This is a genomic window from Pseudomonas azerbaijanoccidentalis (genome assembly GCF_019145495.1).
Taxonomy (GTDB): domain Bacteria; phylum Pseudomonadota; class Gammaproteobacteria; order Pseudomonadales; family Pseudomonadaceae; genus Aquipseudomonas; species Aquipseudomonas azerbaijanoccidentalis.
Genome location: NZ_JAHSTU010000001.1, coordinates 392500 through 414936, shown reverse-complemented (window position 1 = coordinate 414936; position 22437 = coordinate 392500). Strand labels below are relative to the sequence as shown.

Sequence of the window (22437 nt, the reverse complement as noted above, 5' to 3'; positions counted from 1 at the left end):
CGCCGTATATGCTTTTCGCCAGGAGCTATAAAATGGTCTTGAAGTCACGCTGCCCTTTTGCACTGATCATGGCCTCTCTATACCCTGGAATGGCCTGGAGTATTAATCCACAGCCCATTAATGTTTATGGGTTCGATTTCACTCCAACCTTCCTGTTTGCAGAAAGTTATGACGACAACTTTCGTGAGTTGGAAAGCAACGTACAGGAATCCATGATCACCAAGCTGGCACCCTCCTTCGAATTGAAGGCTGAAGACCGTAACAGCGCCACACGATTGACCTGGCAACCCACCCGGTACATCTATCACGAGCATACGAGTGCCTCGAATACGGCACAGCGCGTGCGTGCGGACAGCGTCATGGAGTTCACTGACCGTCATCGCCTGGCCCTCGAAGCCGAATACCGCAAATGGCAGCGCACCGAATCGACGGCGGTCGAAGGCGAAAATGACAAGCTCAACAACAAACGGGTCGGTGGCCTCTACACCTACGGCGCCAAGAGCGCGGACAACCAGATCGATTTCGGCGCTAACTACGCAGAGCTTCGCTATGACAATGGCGATGGCGTCAATGATGACAAGGAACGTGATACCACCTCAGTCACCAGCACCTGGTACCACCGCATCGGCAGTAACACCCGCAGCCTGTTGGAATACAACTACTCCAACTTTGATTACCTGCAAGCCAACAGCCAGCGCAGCAGTAATTCCAATGCCGTACTCGCCGGTGCCGTCTGGGACATCACCGCCAAAACCACCGGTAAAGTGCGCATCGGTTACGAGAAAAAGGACTTCGACAGCAGCGAATCCAAAGACCTCGACAACCCCACGTGGCAAGTGGATGTGCAATTTAAACCACGTACCTATTCAACCTTCACCTTTGTCGCCCGTCAGGCCCTGGCCGAGGGCGACGACGGTGCCGATGCCGTGAAGTCGACCTTCACCCAGGTCGGTTGGCGTCATGGCTGGACTGAGCGGATCACCACCGTGGCACAAGCCGGGTTCGGCCGTTACGTCTACGAGGGCCAAAGCCGCACGGACGATCGGCAGGATTACAACCTGGCCGTGGTGTATGCGATGCGCCGGTGGCTGGATATCGAAATGGGCTATCGGTACCGCGATAACGACTCGGATGCCGACAACGAAAGTTTTACCCGCAACGTTTTTCAGATCAGCTTCAACGTCAGCCTTTAAGAGGGTTTCGCCATGAAATCATTCACTCTTGGCCTGTTGTTCACCTTGGCAATTCTTCCCGATACCTATGCAGCAGACCCCGGCACCCAGTACAAGCTGGCCGCCGGCGATGTCTTGCGCATCATCGTGTTTGGCGAGCCGGAGTTGAGCCTGAAAAAAATCCGCCTGAGCGATGCCGGCACCTTTTCCTACCCTTTTCTGGGTGAGATTTCCGCGAAAGGACTGACCCCAGGCCAAGTGGAAAAGATCATCGTCGACGGACTGAAACAAGGTTACCTGATCGACCCGAAAGTCAGTTTGAGCCAGATCGAATACCGCCCTTTCTACATCAACGGCGAAGTGAAAAAACCCGGCAACTACCCCTTCATACCCGGCTTGACCCTGGAGAAAGCCATCGCTCTGGGTGGCGGCTTGACCGAACGGGCCTCGATCAAACGCGTGACCATCGTGCGCGGTGATGGCGCCGCCACACTCACCGACGAAGTGACACGCAACACCACGATTGCCCCCGGCGATACCATTTCCATTGCACAAGGCTTTTTCTAATCATGGACAACAGCCCTAGCACCTACGTCGAACGTCCTCTGCAAACGCATCTGCATCAGCAGTACAGCGAAGACAAGGACACGATTGATCTTCTGAAACTCTGGAGGGTGATCTGGCGCGCCAAATGGAGCATCGGATGGCTGGTCCTGGTCAGCTGTTTGCTGGCGATCATCGTGGTTACGAACATCACGCCGCAATACGTGGGTAGCACCACCTTGCTGTTCAACGATAAAACGCCACCGCTGATGTCCTTCCAGCAAGTCAAGGAATCAGGCAGCAACGCCACCGATTACTTGCAGACACAACAGGCGCTCCTGCAATCACGGGATCTCGCCGAACGCGCGGTGAAAACGCTCGACCTGACCACCAACCCGATCACCGACCCGCGCCAGCAACCGAAACCATGGTTCACGCCGCGCAAATGGCTGGCCGACCTGCACATTGATCAATGGATTCCGGAACTGGGGCGGTTGATGCCGGTGCAGGAAACACCAACTGAAGAGGACGTCTTCAATATCGTCACCCAGAACCTGATGCTGCACACCAGCGTGAAGTTCGTCGGCAAGAGCCAGTTGCTGGAAATCGAGGTCGAGCTCCCGGACCCTGTTCTGGCAGCAGCGGCGGCCAACGCGCTGGCAAAGGGCTTTACCGACAGCCAGCTCGACACCAGCGAGAAATCCTCGCAAACCACGACGGCCTGGATGAACACACGCCTGGTGGAACTGCGCAATAACTTGCGTGCGGCCGAAAAGAAGCTTCAAGGCTATCGGGAAGAGCAAGGCCTGGTCGACGTCGGCGGGGTCGCAACCATCAGCGCCAACGAACTGGAAATGACCGGCAATCGCATGGTCGACGCCCGTCGCAACCGCGCAGAAGCGGAAAGCGAGTACCGGCAGGCCAAGTCACTGAGCAACGGTGATCTGAGCCGACTCTCCAGCGTACCTGCGGTCTTGAGTAACCCATTGGTCCAGCAATTCCAGGCTGAACGGGCCAAGGCACAAGCCAAAGTCGAGGAACTGTCGGGGCGCTATGGCCCCAAACACCCGAGCCTGGTGTCCGCGCAGTCAGAACTGCGCACCGCCACCACCAGCCTGCAACTCCAGGTGCAACAAGTGGTGGCCGGTATCGAACGGCAATACCAACTCGCCTCCGCCAGCGAAGCCTCGCTGCGCCAGTCCTTCAACAGCAACAAGGCGCAGATCCAGGACATTGCCCGCAAGGAGTTCCAGTTGCGCGAGTTCCAGCGTGAGGTCGACAGCACCCGCGCGTTGTATGAAACCTTCGTTACCCGGTTGAAAGAAACCACGGCCACCGCCGACATGGACTCGACAAAAGTGCGCATCGTCGACCCGGCCATCGTGCCAACCGAAGCGAGCAAACCCCGTAAAACACTGATTGTCGGGATCGTCGGGTTAATCGCTGCGGTGATCGGCGTGGCCTTGGCCCTGCTCTTCGAAAGCCTGAGCAATACCTTCAAAACCGATGAGACGATTGAGAGCGCGCTTAACATTCCACTGCTCAGCGTCGTGCCGTTGGTGAGGAAAAAAAGCCGTCGGCAACTGGCACGTTTGTTCGAAGACAACGACAACCCACGCTTTAGCGAGACCATTCGCAATCTGCGCACCTGGCTGATGTTGCAAGGCAGCGAAATGCCGTCGCAGGTAGTGCTGGTGACGTCGACCGTCGCCGGTGAGGGTAAAAGCACCATCGCCAACAACCTGGCCAGCTCGCTCGCTTCACTGGAGCGCGTGCTGTTGATCGATGCGGACATGCGCCAGCCAACCCTTTCGCTGAACTTTGACTTTCCACCCGACAGCCCGGGCCTGGCCAATGTCATTGCCGGCACCGCAAGGCTCGAAGACTGTATCGTTACGGTCGGTAATCTGGACATGCTGCCAGCCGGGATGGTCATCCCCCCTTCGCAGGATCTGTTCTCTGCGCCGCGCCTGCCTTCCCCGGCTGACTCTCTCAACCCGGCACGCCAGCCTCCGCCGCAGGATCTGCTCAGTTCACCGCGCATGGCGCGCATGCTCGATGCGCTGAAATCGCGTTACCGCCACATCATTATCGACTCCCCGCCTGCGGAGATGATCAGCGACGCGCTGTTGCTGGCCAAGCATTCGGATGCGGTGATCTACGTGGTCAAGGCCGACAGCACGCCGATCAGCCAGGTGCAGAGAGGCATTGCCATGTTGCAGCAAAGCCAGGTGTCGGTGTTCGGTACCGTCCTCAACCAGGTAGACCTGCGCAAGGCGCGCAAGTACGGCTACCACCATTCCAAAACGTTTTATGACTACGACTTCGCCCCACGGTAACGCCTGACCGCCCTGGTCTGTCGCTACGTCTTTTACTGCCATCACAACAGTTCGCTTCACCTCTGCCGAGCTACGGAAAGCCTGCGGGAGCCTCGCCGTGTCCGCTCCATCAGCGCTGATGAATTCATTCTGCCTCGAGGTCAAGCCCATGACACCGCTCTATACCGCTCACATGACACACCGCCGAGGCCTTACGTTCTGGGGCCAGTGGCTGTGTGCGATGACGCTGACCATTGCGCTTTTGATGCTGCTCGTGCACTGGCGTGTTGGCAGCCTGACCAGCGAATACCGCACCCTGATGATCCTGACGGTGCTTGGCTCGGTGCCGATCTACAGCATGATGCAGGTCTTCCACAAACGTCATGGCCTGGTGGTCGGGATCGGCCGTTTGCTGGCCGGCTGGTTGATCCTGCTGGCCGTTCTGGCGGCCATTGCCTTCATCACCCAGACCAGCGCGATTTACTCGCGCCAGGTCATTGTGGCCTGGGCGGTGCTCGGATTTCTGGTCCAGGTGGCCAGTTTTCTGCCCCTGCATTACTTCGCTCGACTGCACTCGAGGATGATCTGCAACGGGCGTCGTTCAGTGATCATCGGCACCTGCCCGACGGCCCATGAACTGGCGAAAAAACTCTCCCGACCCAACCGCGCGCTGGCGCTGGGATTCATCGCCACCGAGCATGACAGCGGCCCCGCGCCCAGCATCCTGCCGCTGCTCGGCCACGTTGACGCGATTCGCGAAATCCTCACGCGCCTGGAGGTTCGGCGCGTCTACATCGTGCTGACCATGGAGCATGCCGCCACCATCGAAGCGCTCTACATCGACCTGCTGGACATGAATGTCGACGTGGTGTGGATCCCGGATTTCGGCAGCATGGTGCTGCTCAACCATTCGATCTCTGAAATAGAGCGAATGCCGGCCATCTATCTCAACGAGAGCCTGCTCAGCTCGCACCCCGCCAGTCTGTTTTGCAAGGACCTGTTCGAACGCAGCCTGGCGGCCATGGCCATTCTCGTCCTCAGCCCGTTGCTGTTGGTGGTGGCGATTACCGTCAAGCTGACCTCTCCCGGCCCCGTGTTGTTCATGCAAAACCGGCACGGCTGCAACGGCGAAGTGATCAAGGTCTGGAAGTTTCGTTCGATGCGCGTGCACGACGACCGCGACGTGCGCCAGGCCACTCGTGACGATGATCGCGTCACCCCGTTCGGACGCTTCCTGCGCCGCAGTTCCATCGATGAATTGCCACAGCTGTTCAACGTCTTGTCCGGCCAGATGGCCCTGGTCGGCCCCCGCCCGCACGCTGTGACCCACAACATTTATTACACCGGCAAGGTGCGCGCCTACATGGCCCGCCACCGCCTGAAGCCCGGCATCACTGGCCTGGCCCAGATCACCGGGCATCGAGGCGAAACCGAAACCGTGGAAAAGATGCAGCTGCGCGTCGCCCAGGACCTCAACTACATCAACCAATGGTCGCTGTGGCTCGACATCAAAATCCTCATCAAGACCCCCTTCACGCTGTTCTCGAAAAACATCTACTGACCCCCCGCCCCATCGCAGATCACTGTCACCACGACCTGAGGTTTGACCATGAATGTGAGCGTATTCGGTATTGGCTATGTGGGCCTTGTACAAGGCGCCGCACTGGCAGAAGTCGGGCACAACGTGCTCTGCGTCGATGTCGACACGGCCAGGGTGGAGGCGCTGAAGGAAGGCACGCTGCCGATCTACGAGCCAGGCTTGAGAAGTCTGGTGCGCGAAAATTATCAAAGCGGACGACTGCGGTTCGGCACAGACCTGGCCAGCGCTGTTCACCATGGCGACGTGCTGTTGATCGCCGTCGGTACGCCGCCTGACGAAGACGGTTCGGCGGACCTGCAATACGTGTTGAGCGTGGCGCAGACCATCGCGCTGAACATGGACCGTCATCAGATCGTCGTCGACAAATCCACCGTGCCGGTCGGTACCGGTGACCTGGTGCGCGCACGCATCGAGCAGGTACTGGCCGATAACGATCGCAGCGACCTGACGTTCGACGTGGTCTCCAATCCGGAATTTCTCAAGGAAGGCTGCGCAGTCGAAGACTGCATGCGCCCCGACCGGATCATCATCGGCACCGACAGCCCGCACGCCGAAGCGGTCATGCGCGAACTGTACGAACCGTTCAATCGCAGCCGCGAAAAGATCATCGTGATGGACGTTCGCAGCGCCGAACTGACCAAGTACGCCGCCAACTGCATGCTGGCGACGAAGATCAGCTTCATGAACGAAATGGCCAGCCTCGCCGAAAAGCTGGGCGCCGATATCGAGATGGTGCGCCACGGCATCGGCTCCGATCCACGCATCGGTTATCAGTTCATCTACCCGGGCCTGGGGTACGGAGGTTCGTGCTTTCCCAAGGACGTGAAGGCGCTGATACATGCCGCCACCAGCGTCGACATTGACGCCCGGTTGCTCAAGGCCGTCGAGGCACGCAACCAGGAACAGAAAGCCAGCCTGTACAACAAAATCCTTGATCACTTCGATGGCGCGCTACGCGGCAAAACCTTTGCCCTGTGGGGCCTGAGCTTCAAACCCAACACCGACGACATGCGCGAAGCCCCCAGCCGGGTACTGATGGAGGCCTTGTGGCAGGCCGGTGCCCGCGTCCAGGCGTTCGACCCCAAAGCCATGGAAGAGGCCCAGCGTATTTATGGTTCGCGCGATGACCTGACACTGGCGGGCACCAAGGAAGCGTCACTGAAAAATGCCGACGCACTGATCATCGTCACCGAGTGGCAATCGTTTCGGGCGCCGGACTTCGACCTGCTGGCTCGGCAACTCAAGCAACCACTGATCTTCGATGGCCGCAATCTGTTCGACCCGCAGCGTTTGAGCAAACGCGGCTTTACCTACATTTCCGTGGGCCGTCAGACCCCTTCCGTCGTTCAAGAAGGAGTGGCGCCATGATCAGGCTGGAATTGATCGGGCAATTTTCCCCGAAGCTGCTGGATGCAAACCAGGCGTATTCCTTCATCAACTTTGCGTCCATTGGCAGTTTCTTCGAGAAAGCCCCGAGCTCGGTCGCCTACTTTTGCGACGGCATGCTGATGTCGACGTTCATGTCGCGGGTGACAGGCCGCACGATCGGCCGGGTCAGCTTTGACTTCACGTCCATTGCCGACCAGGTACTCGGCAGCGCCGAGCAACAGGGCAAACGCGTGTATTTCGTTGGCGCACGGCAGAGTGAACTGGAACTGTTCATCAGCAAGATCAAGGCGCTCTACCCACACCTGACCATCGCCGGCTATCACAACGGTTACTTCGATGCGTCCCAGGCCGAGGGCATTCAGGCCGACATCTGCCGCAGCGAGGCAAACATTCTGATCGTCGGGCTGGGTGCCGGGTTGCAAGAGCAGTTCGAACAGGACGCGATGCGCGCAGGCTTTCGCGGTGTGGCGTTCACCTGCGGCGGGTTCATTCGCCAGGAAGCCCTGGCCACGCGGCAATACTACCCGGCGGTGATCGATCGCCTGCATATGCGCGCGTTTTATCGGATGTACCGCGAACCCCATACGATCAAACGCTACTTCATCGACTACCCCAGCAACTTCCTGCACCTGCTGGCGATGCTCGCCCGGCACAAAGTCGCCATCAGCGTTGGGGAATGACCATGCACATTCTGTTCATTCTCAAGGATTTCAATTCCGGCGGCGGCGTTGAGCGAGTGCAGCAGCGGTTATCCGAGCAATTTCTCAAGGATGGCCAGCGGGTGAGCTTCTTCGTCATGAACGGTGAGACGCCGGACACTACAGGTGCAGAACGCCATAACAACGGCGGCGGCAACGGCATCGTCGGCCTGCTCCGGTCGATCGTTCTACTGCGCCGGCTGATTCGTCACGAAGGCGTCACCCACCTCATTTCCGCCAAGGAGCAGGCCAACGTCTGCACCTGGTTTGCCACCTTGGGCATTGCCTGCAAAGTCATCTATAGCCGACACGTGACACTCGATTGCACCGAGCAGAAAACCGGCCCCTCAAGCCTGCGCCTGCTCTACGCCTTGTACCTCTGCGGCAGCGGCAAAGTGGTGACAGTCTCCACGGCTTTGCGCCAGTCCCTCGTCGACTTGCTGCCGTGGGGTCGGCAGCGAGTGCGCTATTGCCCCAACGCGGTCATCACCGAGCAGCTGTTTCAAGCCGCACAGGCGCCACTGCCCGCCGGGTTACCCGCAGATTACTGGTTGGGCCTGGGCAGGCTAACGCAACAGAAAGGCTTTCACCTGTTGCTCGATGCCTACGCCATGGCGCTGCAACGCCAGGCGCTGCCGGACCTGGTGATCGCCGGCGACGGCCCGTTGCGCGAAGCACTGACCGCCCAGGCACAACGCCTGGGTATCGGGCAGCGGGTGCACTTCACCGGTTTCCTGCGCAACCCCTATCCCCTGCTCCGGCATGCACGTCTGTTCATTCTCAGCTCCCTGCATGAAGGCATGCCGACCGTACTGATCGAGGCCTTGGCGCTGGGTACGCCGGTGCTGGCATGCGACTGCGAGACAGGCCCCAGGGAACTGCTAGACAACGGCCAACTGGGCCTGTTGGTCAAGGCCAACGATGTACCGGCATTGGCCGATGGCATGCGGCGAAGCCTGACATCAAGGGGGCAAGTGGCGCCCAGCGAAAAAATGCTCACCGACGCCATTCGCCCCTACACCAGCCAGCACGCGGCGCAGGCGTATTACCAGGTATGGAACCAATGAAAAAGTTGCTGATTATCCTGCATGATCTCAGCGCCGGCGGGGCTGAAAAAATGATGATGCGCCTGGCCGCAGCACTGGTCGACGCAGGCAATGACGTGACCTTGTTGCTGCTGACCGGCGGCGGGCCCAACGCAGCGCACCTCGACCCGCGTGTCAAAAAAGTTGAATTGCGCAGCCCGCGCACCTCTCGCGCGGTGCCGGCACTGGCGCGGTTTCTTCGCGCCAATCGCTTTGATGCGCAACTGGCGGCCCTCACCCACGTCAACGTGGTGGCGATCGCCGCTGCCATGCTGTCCGGCACCCTGGCACGGCTGCATGTCAGCGAGCGCAATGCCTTCTCCCATGACAAACACGTTAACCCCGACTTCATGGTGCGGGTCGCGTATCTGGTGGCACCGCTGCTGTATCGCCTGATTCCCAACCCGGTGATCTGCGTCTCCCGCGGTGTCGCCCAGGACCTGGTCGATACCACCATTGCGCGCCACCGGGATGTGACCACGGCCGACAACCCGGTACTCGACGACAACTTCCGCGAGAAGACGCCGGGGCTGCCAAGTCACCGCTGGCTGCTGGAAAAATCCGGTGCGGTGATTGTCGCCGTGGGTCGCCTGGCGCCGCAGAAAGGCTTCGACACCCTGATCACGGCATTCGCCGCGTTACCGGACAAGGGCGTGCGCCTGATCATTTTTGGTGAAGGCGCACTCAGGGTCCGATTGCTTGAACAGGCACTCACATTAGGCGTCGCCGATCGCGTCGACCTGCCGGGCTACACCCACGATCCCCTGGCAGAAGTGGCGGCGGCCGATTGCTTTGTGCTGTCGTCACGCTTCGAAGGCAGTCCCAATGCGCTGGTAGAGGCCTTGTCCACGGGCACTCCGGTGGTCGCGACCCGCTGCCCACATGGCCCCCAGGACATCCTGATCGGTGGTGTGGTTGCACCGCTCGTTGCCGTCGACGACCCGATCGCGCTGGCGCAGGCGATTGCCCAACAACTCGCCACTCCGCGCAACCTGCAACGTCATGAGCGCCTGGAGGCCGCCGCCCGATTCAAGAATGCCAGCGCGGTGCAGACCTACCTCGCCGCGTTGCTCGGGAGCCAAACATCATGAGCACACTCCAGGTCAGATACTCGACGCTCCGCGATGGCTTCACACTGTTCGGCGTGCTGTTTTACATCCAGGTGCTGACGTTTTTGCTCGGCCTGGGTGGCGGAGCCGGTTTCGGCGACGTCGGTAAAGATCTCGAAGGCAACGTCGCCAACCAGGTCTGCGGCCTGATCACACTGCTGGTGCCTTTGTTCTTCTTCATCCGCAACAAGGTATTCCTGAGCAAAACCTTTTACCGCAGCAATTTTTTCCTGCTGGTGTTCTTGCTGTGTGTCATCGCATCGATCGGCTGGTCCTACGACCCGATGCTGAGTTTCAAGCGGTTCATCGCGATGCTCGGGGTGGTGTTTTTTGCCGGTTTCATTGCCTATAACTATCCCCTGGAAAAAATCACCTTCATGCTCGGTTGTGCCATCGGCGTAGCGGCGTTGATCGGCTTGATACTCGCGGTGGTCATGCCGAGCACCGCGTTTTTATCCGGTGGTATCCGCGACGGCGCATTCAAGGGGATCTTTACCGAAAAAAACGCCGGCGCACGGCTCAACGCGATCGCCATCCTGCTGTTGTTGCCAATGATTCGCCAGGGCAACCGCTGGGCCCTCTTCTGCTCGTTTTTTTCGCTGATCGCCGTTCTGCTCGCCCAGTCGGCAACCGGCGTGGCATTGATCGTTTCCGGTACGTTGAGCTACTGGTACTTCCTCACCCTGATCCGCTTGCGTCTCAACCGCTCGCAGTGGCTGTTCTTCGGCTGCACGCTGGTGTTTCTGCTGGCTTGCCTGTTGCTCTACAACCACATTGCGTGGCTGCTGGAGGTGGCCGGTCGAGATCCGTCACTGACGGACCGCACGCTTATCTGGGAACTGCTCGCGCCTTTTGTCGACCAGCAATGGCTCAAGGGCTACGGCTTCGGCGCCTTCTGGGCCAGTTCCGACGCCGATGCGTTCATCACGCGTTGGGGCTATATCGGCAACGCACACAGCGGCTACATGGAGACCCTGCTCAGCGGCGGCGTCATCCAGCTGATTGCCCTGGTGCTGCTGCTGGGCGAGGCGCTGCTCAAGCAATACCGCGCCGTGACGGCGAACCAGGCGGCACAGTTTCGCGCCAGCGCCCTGGTGATCATCGGCTTGTTCGCCGTCACCAATTATGTGGCGTACGTGATTCCCAACTACCGCTCCGCCGAGTTCCTGGTGTTCTGCACCCTGGCCCTGTCCTTTCGGCGTCACTACGCGCCCTACCCCGAATCAACACCGACAACCCTGCGCCAGCGTCCGTCCGGCCAGGCATTCGCGCGCGATTGCGCCAAGGCGTAACCCAAGGCTTAAAACAGGAGAAACACCCGTGCGAAACCAAGCCCCCGCTTCAGCGCATACAGTGTGCGTGGTCATCCCGATGTACAACGGCGCCGACAGCATCGAGCAAACGCTGGTGTCCCTGGCCAAGCAAACCCGCCTGCCCGACCACGTCATCGTTATTGACGATGGTTCCACCGATGACGGACCGCAACGGGTCAGGGACTTCGCCGCGCCGTTTCGCCTGACGCTGCTGCAGCAAGCCAACGAAGGCCAGGCCAGCGCTCGCAATCACGGTATGCGGCACTCTCAAGAGACGTTTGTGGCGATGCTCGATGCCGATGATCAATGGCGTCCACAAAAGCTGGAGCTGCAACTGGCCTTGTATGACGAGCTCACTCATCAGGGGCGCAAGGTCGGGCTGATCGACTGCTATACGCAGGTCAACTACAGCGACGGCAGGCGGCAACTGGACAACCTGCTCAAGCACGGCATGCATTTCTACGATTTCATCCGCGCAAACGTTCTCAATGGCGTCTCCGCGGCGCTGGTCAAGCGCGACGTGATCATGGAACTGGGGGGCTTTGATGCGGGCCTGCGTTACTGTGAGGACCGCTTCATGTGGACTCGAATCGCCGAGCACTGGGAAATCCACACGGTGCCGCAAGTGCTGCTGGAACGCACGGTCAACAGCGGCAACATGACCGCAAACCCGAAAAAGCACTATCAGAACAAGATCAGGTTCATCGAGGTGTACCTCGACCGCTACGCCGCGCGGTTGAGCAAGCAGCAACAGATCGAATTCGTGCTGGCCAATCACACCGACTTTCTCAATACGTTTTCCCGAGGCGGCGAGCATGTCGAGGTGATCGACGTGTACCAGCGGATGTTCAAGCACTCCTGGCAAACCCTGTTCTTCGACCACGGCAAACCGACCTTGCGCTACCTCTACGCCTGCGCCAAAACATTGCGCAAGCCAACGGCGTCAACCACCGCTCATTGAACCGGTATTCGCCATGGCCAACCGTCGCCTCACTACCCTGGGCTGGATCTTCACCGAGAAGTTCGGCCTGATCTTCCTGTCGATGATTACCTTTGTCGTGTACGCCCGGCTGCTGTCTCCGGCAGAGCTGGGTGTGGGCACGATCATCATTGCCATCGTCGAGTTGATCGGGCTGATCTATTCATCGGTGCTGGAAGACCCGCTGGTACGACTCGAGCGGCTGGAGGACAAGCACATCAGCACCGCCTTCTGGGCGGCGGTACTGGTGAGCCTGGTTTCGATCGTGGTCATTTCGGGCGCGGCGACGCTGTACACGTCCGAGCCGATGCTGCAATGGATGACGGCGGTGGCGTCGGTGAAAATCCTGTTCACCATGATGGCGCGTGTCTATGTGGCGCAAATGCGCCGCAGCGGTGACTTCAAGACGCTGGCGTCACGGACGTTACTGGGCAAGGTGTTTGGCGGCGTTGGCGGCATCGCTGTCGCGCTTTGGGGGTTCGGGGCGTGGGCGGTCATTGCCCAGGCGCTGATCATGGAATTAGTGTCCATCATCGTATTGATGCGCGCAGACCCGCGGCGCATTGCCTTTCACATTGACGGCCCGTTCTTGCGCGAACTGTTGAGGGCCGGTACACCGGTTGCCATCAACGCACTGAGCTCACAAACCCTTCAGCGCGGGGTCAACGTGGTGCTTGGGATGGCGGCCGGCGCCAACGCGGTCGGCATGTTCAACATGGCGATGCGCATCATCGACCTGCCACGCACCGCGATTTATAACGGCCTGCTGAGCTATGCGTTGCCGGCGTTCTCCCGGCGCAGTGCCGAGCCGTCGCGATTGCTCGGGATCATTGACGACTCGACCGCCGTCAGCGGCTTTCTGTTGACGCCGCTGTTCCTTGGAATCGCGCTCACGGCCAGCGACGTCATCCTGTTGATCTTCGGCGCCAAGTGGGCCGAAGCCATTCCCCTGCTGCAAGTGCTGGCCTGCGCGGCGGCCATTGGCAACACCGCCATGTACGCCACCACCGCACTGGTGGCGGTCAACCGCAGCCACCTCACCATCAAGGCTGAAGTGGTCACCACGCTGCTGGCGCTGGCACTGGTCTACGGCCTGGGCAGCGTTTATGGCGGCATGGCCGCGGCCCTCGCCTTGCTGGCGCGGATGCTGATCATCACACCGTTGCAAATCCGCGGCCTCAACGCGGCTATCGGTTACGGCTGGCGCCGGTTCTTCGATTGCAATTACCGCAGTGTGATTGCCTCGCTCGTCATGGCAGCGACCGTGTTGTACGTGTCACCGCTCTCAGGTTTTCAAGGTTACCTGCACCTCATCTGCAACATCGTGGTTGGCGCGCTGAGCTATGCCGTGGCGTATAGCGTCATGCACCCGCGCTGGCCGCAAGAATTCAAATCGGTTTTTACCACCCGCTGAATTCAGTCCCTGAAACAGGAAGGTCTCACCATGCGCAAAACTACGTTGATTACTGGCGGGGCCGGTTACATCGGCTCCCATACCGCCGTGGCGCTCATCAATGCCGGGCACAATGTGCTGGTGCTCGACAACCTGTGCAACAGTTCGCGAGAGTGCATTTCGCGCCTGGAACAACTGACCCTGACCCGGGTGGAGTTCATCAAGGGCGATATTCGTGATGCGAACTTGCTGGACGACATTTTCAGACGCTATGACATCGATGCCGTGGTGCATTTCGCCAGCCTCAAATCCGTCGCAGAAAGCGTGCGCAAACCGCTGGACTACTACGCCAACAATGTCGCCGGCACGCTTGATCTGTGCCAGGCAATGGCTCGCAATAACGTATTCCAACTGGTGTTCAGCTCATCGGCCACGGTGTACGGCGAGCCCACACGTATACCCATTGCCGAAGATGTCGGCACCGGCAAACCGGTCAACCCCTACGGCCGCACCAAGCTCATGATCGAAGAATTGCTCACCGATCTGTGCCACTCCGATCCACGCTGGAGCATCGGCCTGTTGCGCTATTTCAACCCGATTGGCGCACATGAAAGCGGCATGATCGGTGAAGATCCCAGAGGCCGCCCCAACAACCTGTTGCCGTGCCTGATGCAGGTCGCCATTGGCCGGATGCCCGAACTCACGGTGTACGGTAACGACTATCCCACTGCGGACGGGACCTGCGTACGCGACTACATCCACGTGGTCGACCTCGCCATCGGCCACCTCAAGGCACTGCAGGTGTTGCAGCACAACAGCGGCATAAACTTCTGGAACCTCGGCACCGGCACGGGCTACAGCGTGCTGCAAATCATCCAGAGTTTCGAGGACATCACCGGCATCACCATTCCCTACCGCTTTGCACCGCGACGCGAAGGTGACATCGCCCAATGCTGGGCCGATCCCGGCAAGGCCGGGCGGGAGCTGAACTGGACCGCGCAACGCGATCTTCATCAGATGATCGTCGATGCCTGGCGGTGGCAGTCATGCAATCCGCAGGGGTATCAAGCTTCATTCGAAATCTCAGCGCTGATTGCAGTCAAATGATCGTCAAAGGATCCCTGCTGATTTTGCTGCTGCTGTCGATTTCGATGGCCTGCAACGCCGCACAAGTGCCGGGCGTTCCCACCACCGGGCTGGTGCTGTGGCTGGATGCGGCGGATGCGTCGACCATGACCCTGGATGCGCAGAACCATGTCCAGGGCTGGAACGACAAATCCGGCAAATCCAACCACGCCTCTGTCGATGATGGCGCATCGCAGCCACAGCGGATAACCAACGCCCTGAATGGCCATACGGTGGTGCGTTTCAGTGGTGTATCGGGACTCCTGGGTAAAACCATCCGCAGCGCCAAAGGCCCTGTGACCGTATTGATCGTGTCTCGTCGGTTGCCCGGACAGCCTGACGTTGATCCCTGGCAACGCTTGTTCAGCTCACGCGCGCAAACCGCCCAAAACGATAATGTACTGCCCAATTTCGCCATCAGCCTGGAGCAGACCAGCGCGTATGCGCCGACCGTTTCAGTCCTTGAGCTTTACGATGTGCCGATTGGTCCGTATGCCGTCGGGCGCAACGCCGTCGGCAATGCCGATAATTTTCGCGGCGACATCGCCGAAGTGCTGGTGTACGACCGTGCATTTGCTTCTCTCGCAGAACGCCAGCGAGCCTTTCAGTACCTGGCGGATAAATGGTCCGTTGCCGTCCCCAAACAAGCCGATACCTGGACCCGTGTCGGACCACTGGGCAGCTTGCCGACCCGGATGAACCCCAGACTGCCGCTGTCCGATCAGGCCAATGCCGGCCAGTGGATGCTCAACACGAAACTGTCCGATGACTTCAACGGCACCACCCTCGACCTCGAACGCTGGCACGTCAACCAAGGCATCGGCAACGAGTCGCTTGGACGCAAACCGGCGCTGTACACGCCGGACAATGCCATCGTCGAGAATGGCAACCTGAACATTATCTTTCGCAAGGAAACCTTGCCGCAGAAGTACGTAAAACTCGGCTTCAAGGACTACACCTCAGCGATGGTGCGAACCAATGAACGCGGGTTCTACGGCTACTATGAAGTGCGCGCCAAACCCATGAACTCCGCAGGTTCCAGCGCATTCTGGCTGGCGTGGACGGGCATGGCGGACAATGCCACCGAAATCGACATCTTCGAAATCGCCGGCAAGACCAAAAACGGCGCCTTAGACCGCTCGTACAACATGAATGCCCACCTGTGGGCCACGCCGCAAAGCAACGAGCACATTGAAAATGGCAGCATCTGGATCAGTCCATGGCGCCTGGCCGATGCTTTCCATGTCTACGGCTTCGACTGGCAGCCCGACACCTTGCGTTGGTACGTCGACGGTGTGCTGGTCAGGGAATCGAAGAACTTGTATTTCTTCTTCCCGATGGAAGTGAACCTCGACAGCGAGGCCATGTGGAAATGGTTCGGTGTGGTCGACGATGCCGACCTGCCCTCCACCTTCGAAGTCGATTACATGTACATGTGGCAACGCACTCGCTAGTACCGCACCAGGCTGGGGTTTCCAAAGCTTGTGCCGCTGCACCTTCAATTGAAGTCCATCAGGTACGACGGCTGATGCGCCGCGCGCCCTGGGGCACATTTCAATCGGCAGGGAGGTTAGTTTTCATACCGCGCTAACAAATCTGGAGCGCACTTAAATGATCAAACGCCGGCTGAACGAGTTGGATTTGCTGCGCTTTGTGGCTGCCATTGCCGTAGTGTTCTTTCACTATGCTTTTCGCGGCTATGCAAAAGGCGACATGTCTACAATGCCCTACCCACTATTGGCCGAGCCTGCCAAATACGGTTACCTGGGCGTCGAACTGTTTTTCATGATCAGCGGTTTTGTGATTCTGATGACCGCTTCGAGTAACAACCTCAAAGTATTTTTTATATCCCGCATCGTTCGACTCTGCCCTGCTTTCTGGGTGTGCTGCACCATCACGTTTTTGCTCACGCTTGCCATTGGCCCGCCGCGATATACGGCTGACCTTTATCAATACGTGATCAACATGACGTTTCTCAGTGACTTGTTGGGCGTTGCGGCGATCGATGGCGTTTACTGGTCTCTGTTTGTAGAAATACAGTTCTATCTGATGATTTCGATTGTGTTGGGCTTCAAGAAAATAGAAAAAATAGAGACTTATTTCGTGTTCTGGCTACTGATCTCTGCCACAGCAGAAATACTCACGTTTGAAAAACTGCGCTCGACCCTGATTACCGATTACGCGGCTTATTTCATAGCCGGCGCAACGTTCTATCTCATATGGGCCAAGGGCGTCACCAAAACACGAGTGTTTCTATTGGCGGGTGCATGGGCGTTAGCCAATTACACCGCCATTGCATGGGCCGAATTGCTCGAGGGCAAATATTCAACCGAATACAGCCCGCTCATCGTATGCAGTTTGATCATGCTGTTTTTCATGACGTTCTTTTTGATCGCGACGAACAAAACCGGCGCCATAGGGGCATTGAACTGGACTGCATTAGGCGCGCTGACTTACCCGCTTTACCTGTTGCATCAAATGATCGGCTTTATGATTTTCAACATTGCCTATCCGGCCATAAACCCGCACGCGTTGCTATGGGGCACCATCGCCGTGATGATCGGTGTGTCTTACCTCATCCACAAAGAAATAGAAAAACCCATGGCAAGACTGGTTAAAAGACTCCTCTCGTTGTCCTTCACTCGTGTCAGAGGCTGATCAAGGCATCACTGATGACGCCCCCTCTAACGCCGCTGGCCACCAGGCTGCGCGGCGCTCGCCCGCTTCAGGGTATCGCTGGGCAACTCTTTGAACAGCGCGCGATAGCTGCTGGAAAACCTCCCCAAATGCCAGAACGACCAATGCATCGCCACTTCGGCGACGGTGGTCTGCGCGGGCGTGCGGCTGAGTAATTCACGGCGGGCACTGTTCAGGCGGCGCAGACGCAGCCATTGCGTCGGCGCCATGCCGGTGTAGGTCTTGAACGCATGCTGCAACTGGCGCAGTGAAACCCCCGCCACCAGGGACAACTCCAGCAAATTGAGGTGTTCTTCCGGCGTATCTGCCGCCCATTCCCCCACCCGTTTCATGATTGCCCGTTCCCCGGCGCGGCGTTGCAACGCGCCTTGATCGAGGCACACGCACGCGTTGTCGAGAATGAACAGGCAGTCATCGAGCAATTGCTGAGTGAGCGCTTCCCGGGTCGGTGGATCGAAGGTCTGCGACAGACGCGTCAGCGTGCCGCTCAGCCAACGGCAAAACAATGCGTTCTGCTGCGAGTTGAGCGGCGCCATGAACAGCCCTTCCAGCCGAGCCACGTCCAGGCTGTTGCGCTGCACGAACTCCGGGCCGAACACCACGGCGATTTCCTGATAGTTCTCCGGGGTGATCCAGATGTTGCGGCTTTCACCATTCAACACATACAGCGCGTTGTCACTGCGATCGAAGCAGAACGCCAGAGAGCCTTGGGGCGCGCTGAAATTCTGCTCGACCCGGGTGTTCATGTGTTCCTCGTAAATCTCCACGCCCTGTAAATCCAGATAGCGCACCAGACCTGCGAAATGCCCCGGCGACATCTGTTGGTAATGCTGGGTCCAGCCCGGCGTGGCGCGGATTTGCTCGGCGACATCGGCGGTGCTGAACGCTTGAACCTGTAGTGAATTGCAGTGTGTCATGGGCGACCTTGCGCACTCTTTTGGTGCGCTTTGTGCTGCTTAAAGTGGATAGATGGAACGGCGAGGCTCGCCCAAGATAGACGTCAACGCGCTACAGGGGAAGTGTCCGGCGGATGAAACTGGCCTCTCCTGGCGTTAATAAAACCAATAACGAGGTCTTTATGAATGTCCCTTTCGATCAGCTGTTCACTTGGCTGAAAGATCACAAGATTACCGAAGTCGAGTGCGTCGTCAGCGACCTGACCGGCATTGCACGCGGCAAAATCGCACCCACCAACAAGTTCCTGCATGAGCGAGGCATGCGCCTGCCGGAAAGTGTGTTGTTGCAAACGGTAACCGGGGACTTTGTCGACGACGACATCTACTACGACCTGCTCGACCCCGCCGACATCGACATGGTCTGCAAGCCGGACGCCGATGCGGTCTATGTAGTGCCATGGGCCATCGAGCCGACCGCCATCGTGATCCACGACACCTTCGACAAGTTCGGCAACCCGATCGAGCTGTCGCCGCGCAACGTGCTGAAGAAAGTCTTGCAGCTCTACACCGACAAAGGCTGGCGTCCGATTGTGGCGCCGGAAATGGAGTTCTACCTGACCCAGCGCTGCGAAGACCCGGACTTGCCGCTCAAGGCGCCGATGGGCCGTTCGGGCCGTGCTGAAAGCGGTCGTCAGTCGTTCTCCATCGATGCCGCCAACGAATTCGACCCGCTGTTCGAAGACGTTTACGACTGGTGCGAACTGCAAGGCCTGGACCTCGACACCCTGATCCACGAAGACGGCCCGGCGCAGATGGAAATCAACTTCCGTCACGGCAACGCCCTGGACCTGGCCGACCAGATCACCGTGTTCAAGCGCACCATGCGTGAAGCGGCGCTCAAGCACAACGTGGCGGCAACCTTCATGGCCAAACCGGTCGGCGACGAGCCGGGCAGCGCCATGCACATTCACCAGAGCGTGGTGGACATTGCCACTGGCCAGCCGATCTTCGCCGATGCCGATGGCAACATGAGCGAACTGTTCCTGCACCACATCGGTGGCTTGCAGAAGTACATCCCGAAAGTGCTGCCGATGTTCGCGCCGAACGTGAACTCGTTCCGCCGCTTCCTGCCGGACACCTCGGCACCGGTCAACGTCGAATGGGGCGAAGAAAACCGCACCGTCGGCCTACGCGTCCCAACGTCCAGCCCGGATGCCATGCGCGTGGAAAACCGCTTGCCGGGCGCCGACGCCAACCCGTACCTGGCCATCGCCGCCAGCCTTTTGTGCGGTTATCTGGGCATGGTCGAGCGCATCGAACCGAGTGCTGCGGTCCAGGGCCGCGCCTATGAACGCCGCAACCTGCGCCTGCCGATCACCATCGAAGACGCCCTGACCCAAATGGAAGAGTGCGAAACCATTGGCCGTTACCTGGGCGACAAATTCGTGCGCGGCTACGTTGCGGTCAAACGCGCCGAGCACGAAAACTTCAAGCGCGTGATCAGTTCGTGGGAACGCGAGTTTTTGATGCTCAGCGTCTAAAAAACTCGCTCCCCAAGGGATCACACATTCCCTGTGGGAGCGGGCTTGCCCGCGATGAGGCCGGTACATTCAAACACCCTCTTTGACTGATAGGCCGCCATCGCGGGCAAGCCCGCTCCCACAGGGTTAGCGAACACCAAAGAATCACCTGAAAAATCCAATAACTCGAAGAGGTGTCGAATGCGTCTTTTGAAATCCATGGTCCCGGCCGTACTGGCGGTCCTGTTCAGCGCCGTTGCCCAGGCTCAGCCACAGGTCAGCGTCTACAACTGGACCGACTACATCGGCGAAACCACCCTCGCCGACTTCCAGGCCAAAACCGGGATCAAGGTGATCTATGACGTATTCGATTCCAACGAAACCCTGGAAGGCAAACTGCTCGCCGGCCGTACCGGCTACGACGTGGTCGTGCCGTCCAACCACTTTCTCGCCCGTCAGGTGAAGGCTGGCGCGTTCCTGAAACTGGACCGAGAACAACTGCCGAACTACAAGAACCTCGATCCGAAACTGCTGGCCCTGCTAGAGAAGAACGATCCGGGTAACGAGCATTCGGTACCGTACCTGTGGGGCACCAATGGCATCGGTTACAACGTCGACAAGGTCAAGGCGGTGCTGGGCATCGACAAGATCGATTCTTGGGCGGTGCTGTTCGAACCGGAAAACATCAAGAAACTGAGCGCCTGCGGAGTGTCGATGATGGATTCGGCCGATGAAGTGTTCCCCGCCGTGCTCAATTACATGGGCATGGACCCGCGCAGCGAAAACCCTGAAGACTTCAAGAAAGCCGAAGCCAAGCTGCTGAGCATCCGTCCGTACATCACCTATTTCCACTCGTCCAAGTACGTGTCCGACCTGGCCAACGGCGACATCTGCGTAGCCTTCGGTTACTCGGGTGATGTGTTCCAGGCCGCCAACCGTGCCAAGGAAGCGAAGAACGGCGTGAACATCGCCTATGCCATTCCCAAGGAAGGCGCCAACCTGTGGTTCGACCTGCTGGCGATTCCCGCCGATGCCAGCAACCCGAAAGAAGCCCACGCCTTCATCAACTACCTGCTCGACCCGCAAGTGATCGCCAAGGTCAGCGCCTCGGTCGGCTACGCCAACCCGAACCCGGCCGCCAAGCAGTACATGGACCCGGAACTGGTCAACAATCCTGAGGTTTACCCGCCTCAGGAAGTCCTCGACAAGCTCTACATCTCCACCACCCCGCCCCAGTCGATCATGCGTCTGATGACGCGCTCCTGGAGCAAAGTGAAGTCCAACAAATGAACCAGTACACCCAGGAACATACTCGCTCGTATTACGCCGCCTCGGCCCACGCCATGGCGGACTTTCCTGAGCTGAACTCTGACTTTCTGGTCGACGTGTGTGTGATTGGCGGTGGTTTCACCGGGATCAACACCGCGATCGAACTGGCCCAGCGCGGGCTCTCGGTGATTGTGCTGGAGGCCCGGCGGATTGGCTGGGGCGCCAGCGGCCGCAACGGCGGACAATTGATCCGCGGCATCGGTCATGACGTCAGCGGTTTTGCCAAACACATCGGCGCCGAAGGCGTGCGTTATCTGGAGCACGCCGGTACGGAATCGGTGCAGGTGGTGGGCAATCGCATCCGTGAACATGGTATCGACTGCGACCTGCGCTGGGGCTTCTGTGAGCTGGCCAACACCCCGGCGCAGTTCGCCGGATTAAAGGCCGAACACGCTGAACTCAAGGAATCGGGTTACGACTTCGAAACCCGCCTGGTCGAGCCTGAGCAGATTCGTCAGCAGGTGGTGAATTCAGGCGTGTATGCCGGCGGTCTGGTGGACATGGGTTCGGGCCACTTGCACCCGCTGAATCTGGTGTTGGGCGAAGCAAAGCTCGCGCAATCGCTTGGGGTCCAGATTTTCGAGCAAAGCGAAGTGCTGGAGTTGACCCACGGCAGTACCGTGAAGGTGCGTTGCGCCGGAGGCACCGTTCGCGCCGCCACGTTGGTACTCGCCTGTAATGCGCATCTGGAAGAGATTGAGCCGAAACTCAGCGGCAAAGTGCTGCCGGCCGGTAGCTACATCATTGCGACCGAACCGTTGTCGGCGGAACTGGCCGCGCAGCTGATCCCGCACAACCTGGCGCTGTGCGACCAGAAAGTCGGCCTGGATTACTACCGGCTCTCGGCGGACCGTCGCCTGCTGTTCGGCGGTGCCTGCCATTATTCCGGGCGTGATCCCCAAGACATCGCGGCGTACATGCGCCCACAGATGCTCAAGGTCTTCCCGCAACTGGCGAACGTGCGCATCGACTATCAATGGGGCGGCAAAATCGGCATCACGGCCAACCGTTTCCCGCAGGTAGGTCGCTTGAGCCAGCACCCTAACGTGTTCTACGCCCAGGGCTATTCCGGTCATGGCCTCAACGTGACCCACTGGTGCGCCAAACTGCTGGGCGAGGCGATCCATGCCGGCCACAGCAAAGGTTTCGACGTGTTCAGCGCCGTGCCGCACATGACCTTCCCCGGCGGCCGCGCGCTGCGCTCGCCGCTGCTGGCCCTCGGCATGCTCTGGTATCGCATGCGCGAAATCCTCGCTTAAAACACCCCTCCC

18 protein-coding genes are annotated in these 22437 nt (G+C 59.1%); 17 read left to right on the top strand and 1 reads right to left on the bottom strand.

Going from position 1 to position 22437, the window contains the following annotated elements; translation table 11 throughout:
* Window positions 1-8: 8 nt before the first annotated feature.
* The 14 genes from KVG88_RS01920 (at window position 9) to KVG88_RS01855 (ending at window position 17382) form a co-directional block, all read left to right on the top strand.
* On the top strand, window positions 9-1193 hold the full coding sequence (locus KVG88_RS01920; RefSeq protein ID WP_367616823.1) for an outer membrane beta-barrel protein: 1185 nt from the start codon (window positions 9-11) through the stop codon (window positions 1191-1193).
* Between the two features lie 12 nt (window positions 1194-1205).
* Window positions 1206-1739: a polysaccharide biosynthesis/export family protein gene (locus tag KVG88_RS01915; RefSeq protein ID WP_150700364.1), complete on the top strand. Its 534-nt coding sequence runs from the start codon at window positions 1206-1208 to the stop codon at window positions 1737-1739.
* A gap of 2 nt (window positions 1740-1741) precedes the next feature.
* A complete protein-coding gene (locus KVG88_RS01910) occupies window positions 1742-4054 on the top strand; it encodes a GumC family protein (protein ID WP_150700363.1) in 2313 nt (770 codons plus the stop codon).
* A gap of 148 nt (window positions 4055-4202) precedes the next feature.
* Complete coding sequence (locus tag KVG88_RS01905) at window positions 4203-5594, top strand: undecaprenyl-phosphate glucose phosphotransferase (RefSeq protein ID WP_150700362.1); 1392 nt, start codon at window positions 4203-4205, stop codon at window positions 5592-5594.
* A gap of 48 nt (window positions 5595-5642) precedes the next feature.
* Entirely contained in the window at window positions 5643-7001 is a 1359-nt protein-coding gene (locus KVG88_RS01900; protein ID WP_150700361.1) for a UDP-glucose dehydrogenase family protein, read from the top strand.
* Window positions 6998-7702, top strand: coding sequence for a WecB/TagA/CpsF family glycosyltransferase (locus KVG88_RS01895; RefSeq protein ID WP_150700360.1), 705 nt, complete (start codon window positions 6998-7000; stop codon window positions 7700-7702). Before KVG88_RS01900 ends, KVG88_RS01895 begins: the two co-directional genes overlap by 4 nt.
* Before the next feature lie 2 nt (window positions 7703-7704).
* On the top strand, window positions 7705-8787 hold the full coding sequence (locus KVG88_RS01890) for a glycosyltransferase (RefSeq protein WP_217870122.1): 1083 nt from the start codon (window positions 7705-7707) through the stop codon (window positions 8785-8787).
* Entirely contained in the window at window positions 8784-9896 is a 1113-nt protein-coding gene (locus tag KVG88_RS01885; RefSeq protein WP_217870121.1) for a glycosyltransferase, read from the top strand. Before KVG88_RS01890 ends, KVG88_RS01885 begins: the two co-directional genes overlap by 4 nt.
* Complete coding sequence (locus KVG88_RS01880) at window positions 9893-11206, top strand: O-antigen ligase family protein (protein ID WP_217870120.1); 1314 nt, start codon at window positions 9893-9895, stop codon at window positions 11204-11206. The genes KVG88_RS01885 and KVG88_RS01880 overlap by 4 nt, the downstream gene beginning before the upstream one ends.
* A 28-nt stretch (window positions 11207-11234) precedes the next feature.
* A complete protein-coding gene (locus KVG88_RS01875) occupies window positions 11235-12188 on the top strand; it encodes a glycosyltransferase family 2 protein (protein ID WP_150700356.1) in 954 nt (317 codons plus the stop codon).
* Window positions 12189-12201: 13 nt separating this feature from the next.
* Entirely contained in the window at window positions 12202-13620 is a 1419-nt protein-coding gene (locus KVG88_RS01870; RefSeq protein ID WP_217870119.1) for an oligosaccharide flippase family protein, read from the top strand.
* Between the two features lie 30 nt (window positions 13621-13650).
* Window positions 13651-14706 carry a UDP-glucose 4-epimerase GalE gene (galE, locus tag KVG88_RS01865; protein ID WP_217870118.1) on the top strand — a complete coding sequence of 352 codons (1056 nt, stop codon included), beginning with the start codon at window positions 13651-13653 and terminating at the stop codon, window positions 14704-14706.
* Window positions 14703-16178: a family 16 glycosylhydrolase gene (locus KVG88_RS01860; protein ID WP_217870117.1), complete on the top strand. Its 1476-nt coding sequence runs from the start codon at window positions 14703-14705 to the stop codon at window positions 16176-16178. The genes galE and KVG88_RS01860 overlap by 4 nt, the downstream gene beginning before the upstream one ends.
* A gap of 157 nt (window positions 16179-16335) precedes the next feature.
* The gene (locus KVG88_RS01855; RefSeq protein WP_150700352.1) at window positions 16336-17382 is read left to right on the top strand and encodes an acyltransferase family protein; all 1047 of its coding nucleotides are present in this window, start codon (window positions 16336-16338) and stop codon (window positions 17380-17382) included.
* Window positions 17383-17408: 26 nt separating this feature from the next.
* Here the strand turns inward: KVG88_RS01855 and KVG88_RS01850 are convergent, their stop codons facing one another.
* The gene (locus KVG88_RS01850) at window positions 17409-18338 is read right to left on the bottom strand and encodes a helix-turn-helix domain-containing protein (RefSeq protein WP_217870116.1); all 930 of its coding nucleotides are present in this window, start codon (window positions 18336-18338) and stop codon (window positions 17409-17411) included.
* Between the two features lie 161 nt (window positions 18339-18499).
* Here KVG88_RS01850 and KVG88_RS01845 point away from each other — a divergent pair, with 161 nt between their 5' ends.
* From KVG88_RS01845 to KVG88_RS01835, 3 genes are all read left to right on the top strand, one after another.
* Complete coding sequence (locus tag KVG88_RS01845) at window positions 18500-19858, top strand: glutamine synthetase family protein (protein ID WP_150700350.1); 1359 nt, start codon at window positions 18500-18502, stop codon at window positions 19856-19858.
* A 180-nt stretch (window positions 19859-20038) separates the two neighbouring features.
* Window positions 20039-21127, top strand: a complete 1089-nt coding sequence (locus tag KVG88_RS01840; protein WP_217870115.1) for a polyamine ABC transporter substrate-binding protein — start codon at window positions 20039-20041, stop codon at window positions 21125-21127.
* Window positions 21124-22425 (top strand): NAD(P)/FAD-dependent oxidoreductase, encoded by a 1302-nt coding sequence (locus tag KVG88_RS01835; protein ID WP_217870114.1) that lies wholly within the window; start codon window positions 21124-21126, stop codon window positions 22423-22425. The genes KVG88_RS01840 and KVG88_RS01835 overlap by 4 nt, the downstream gene beginning before the upstream one ends.
* Window positions 22426-22437 lie beyond the last annotated feature (12 nt).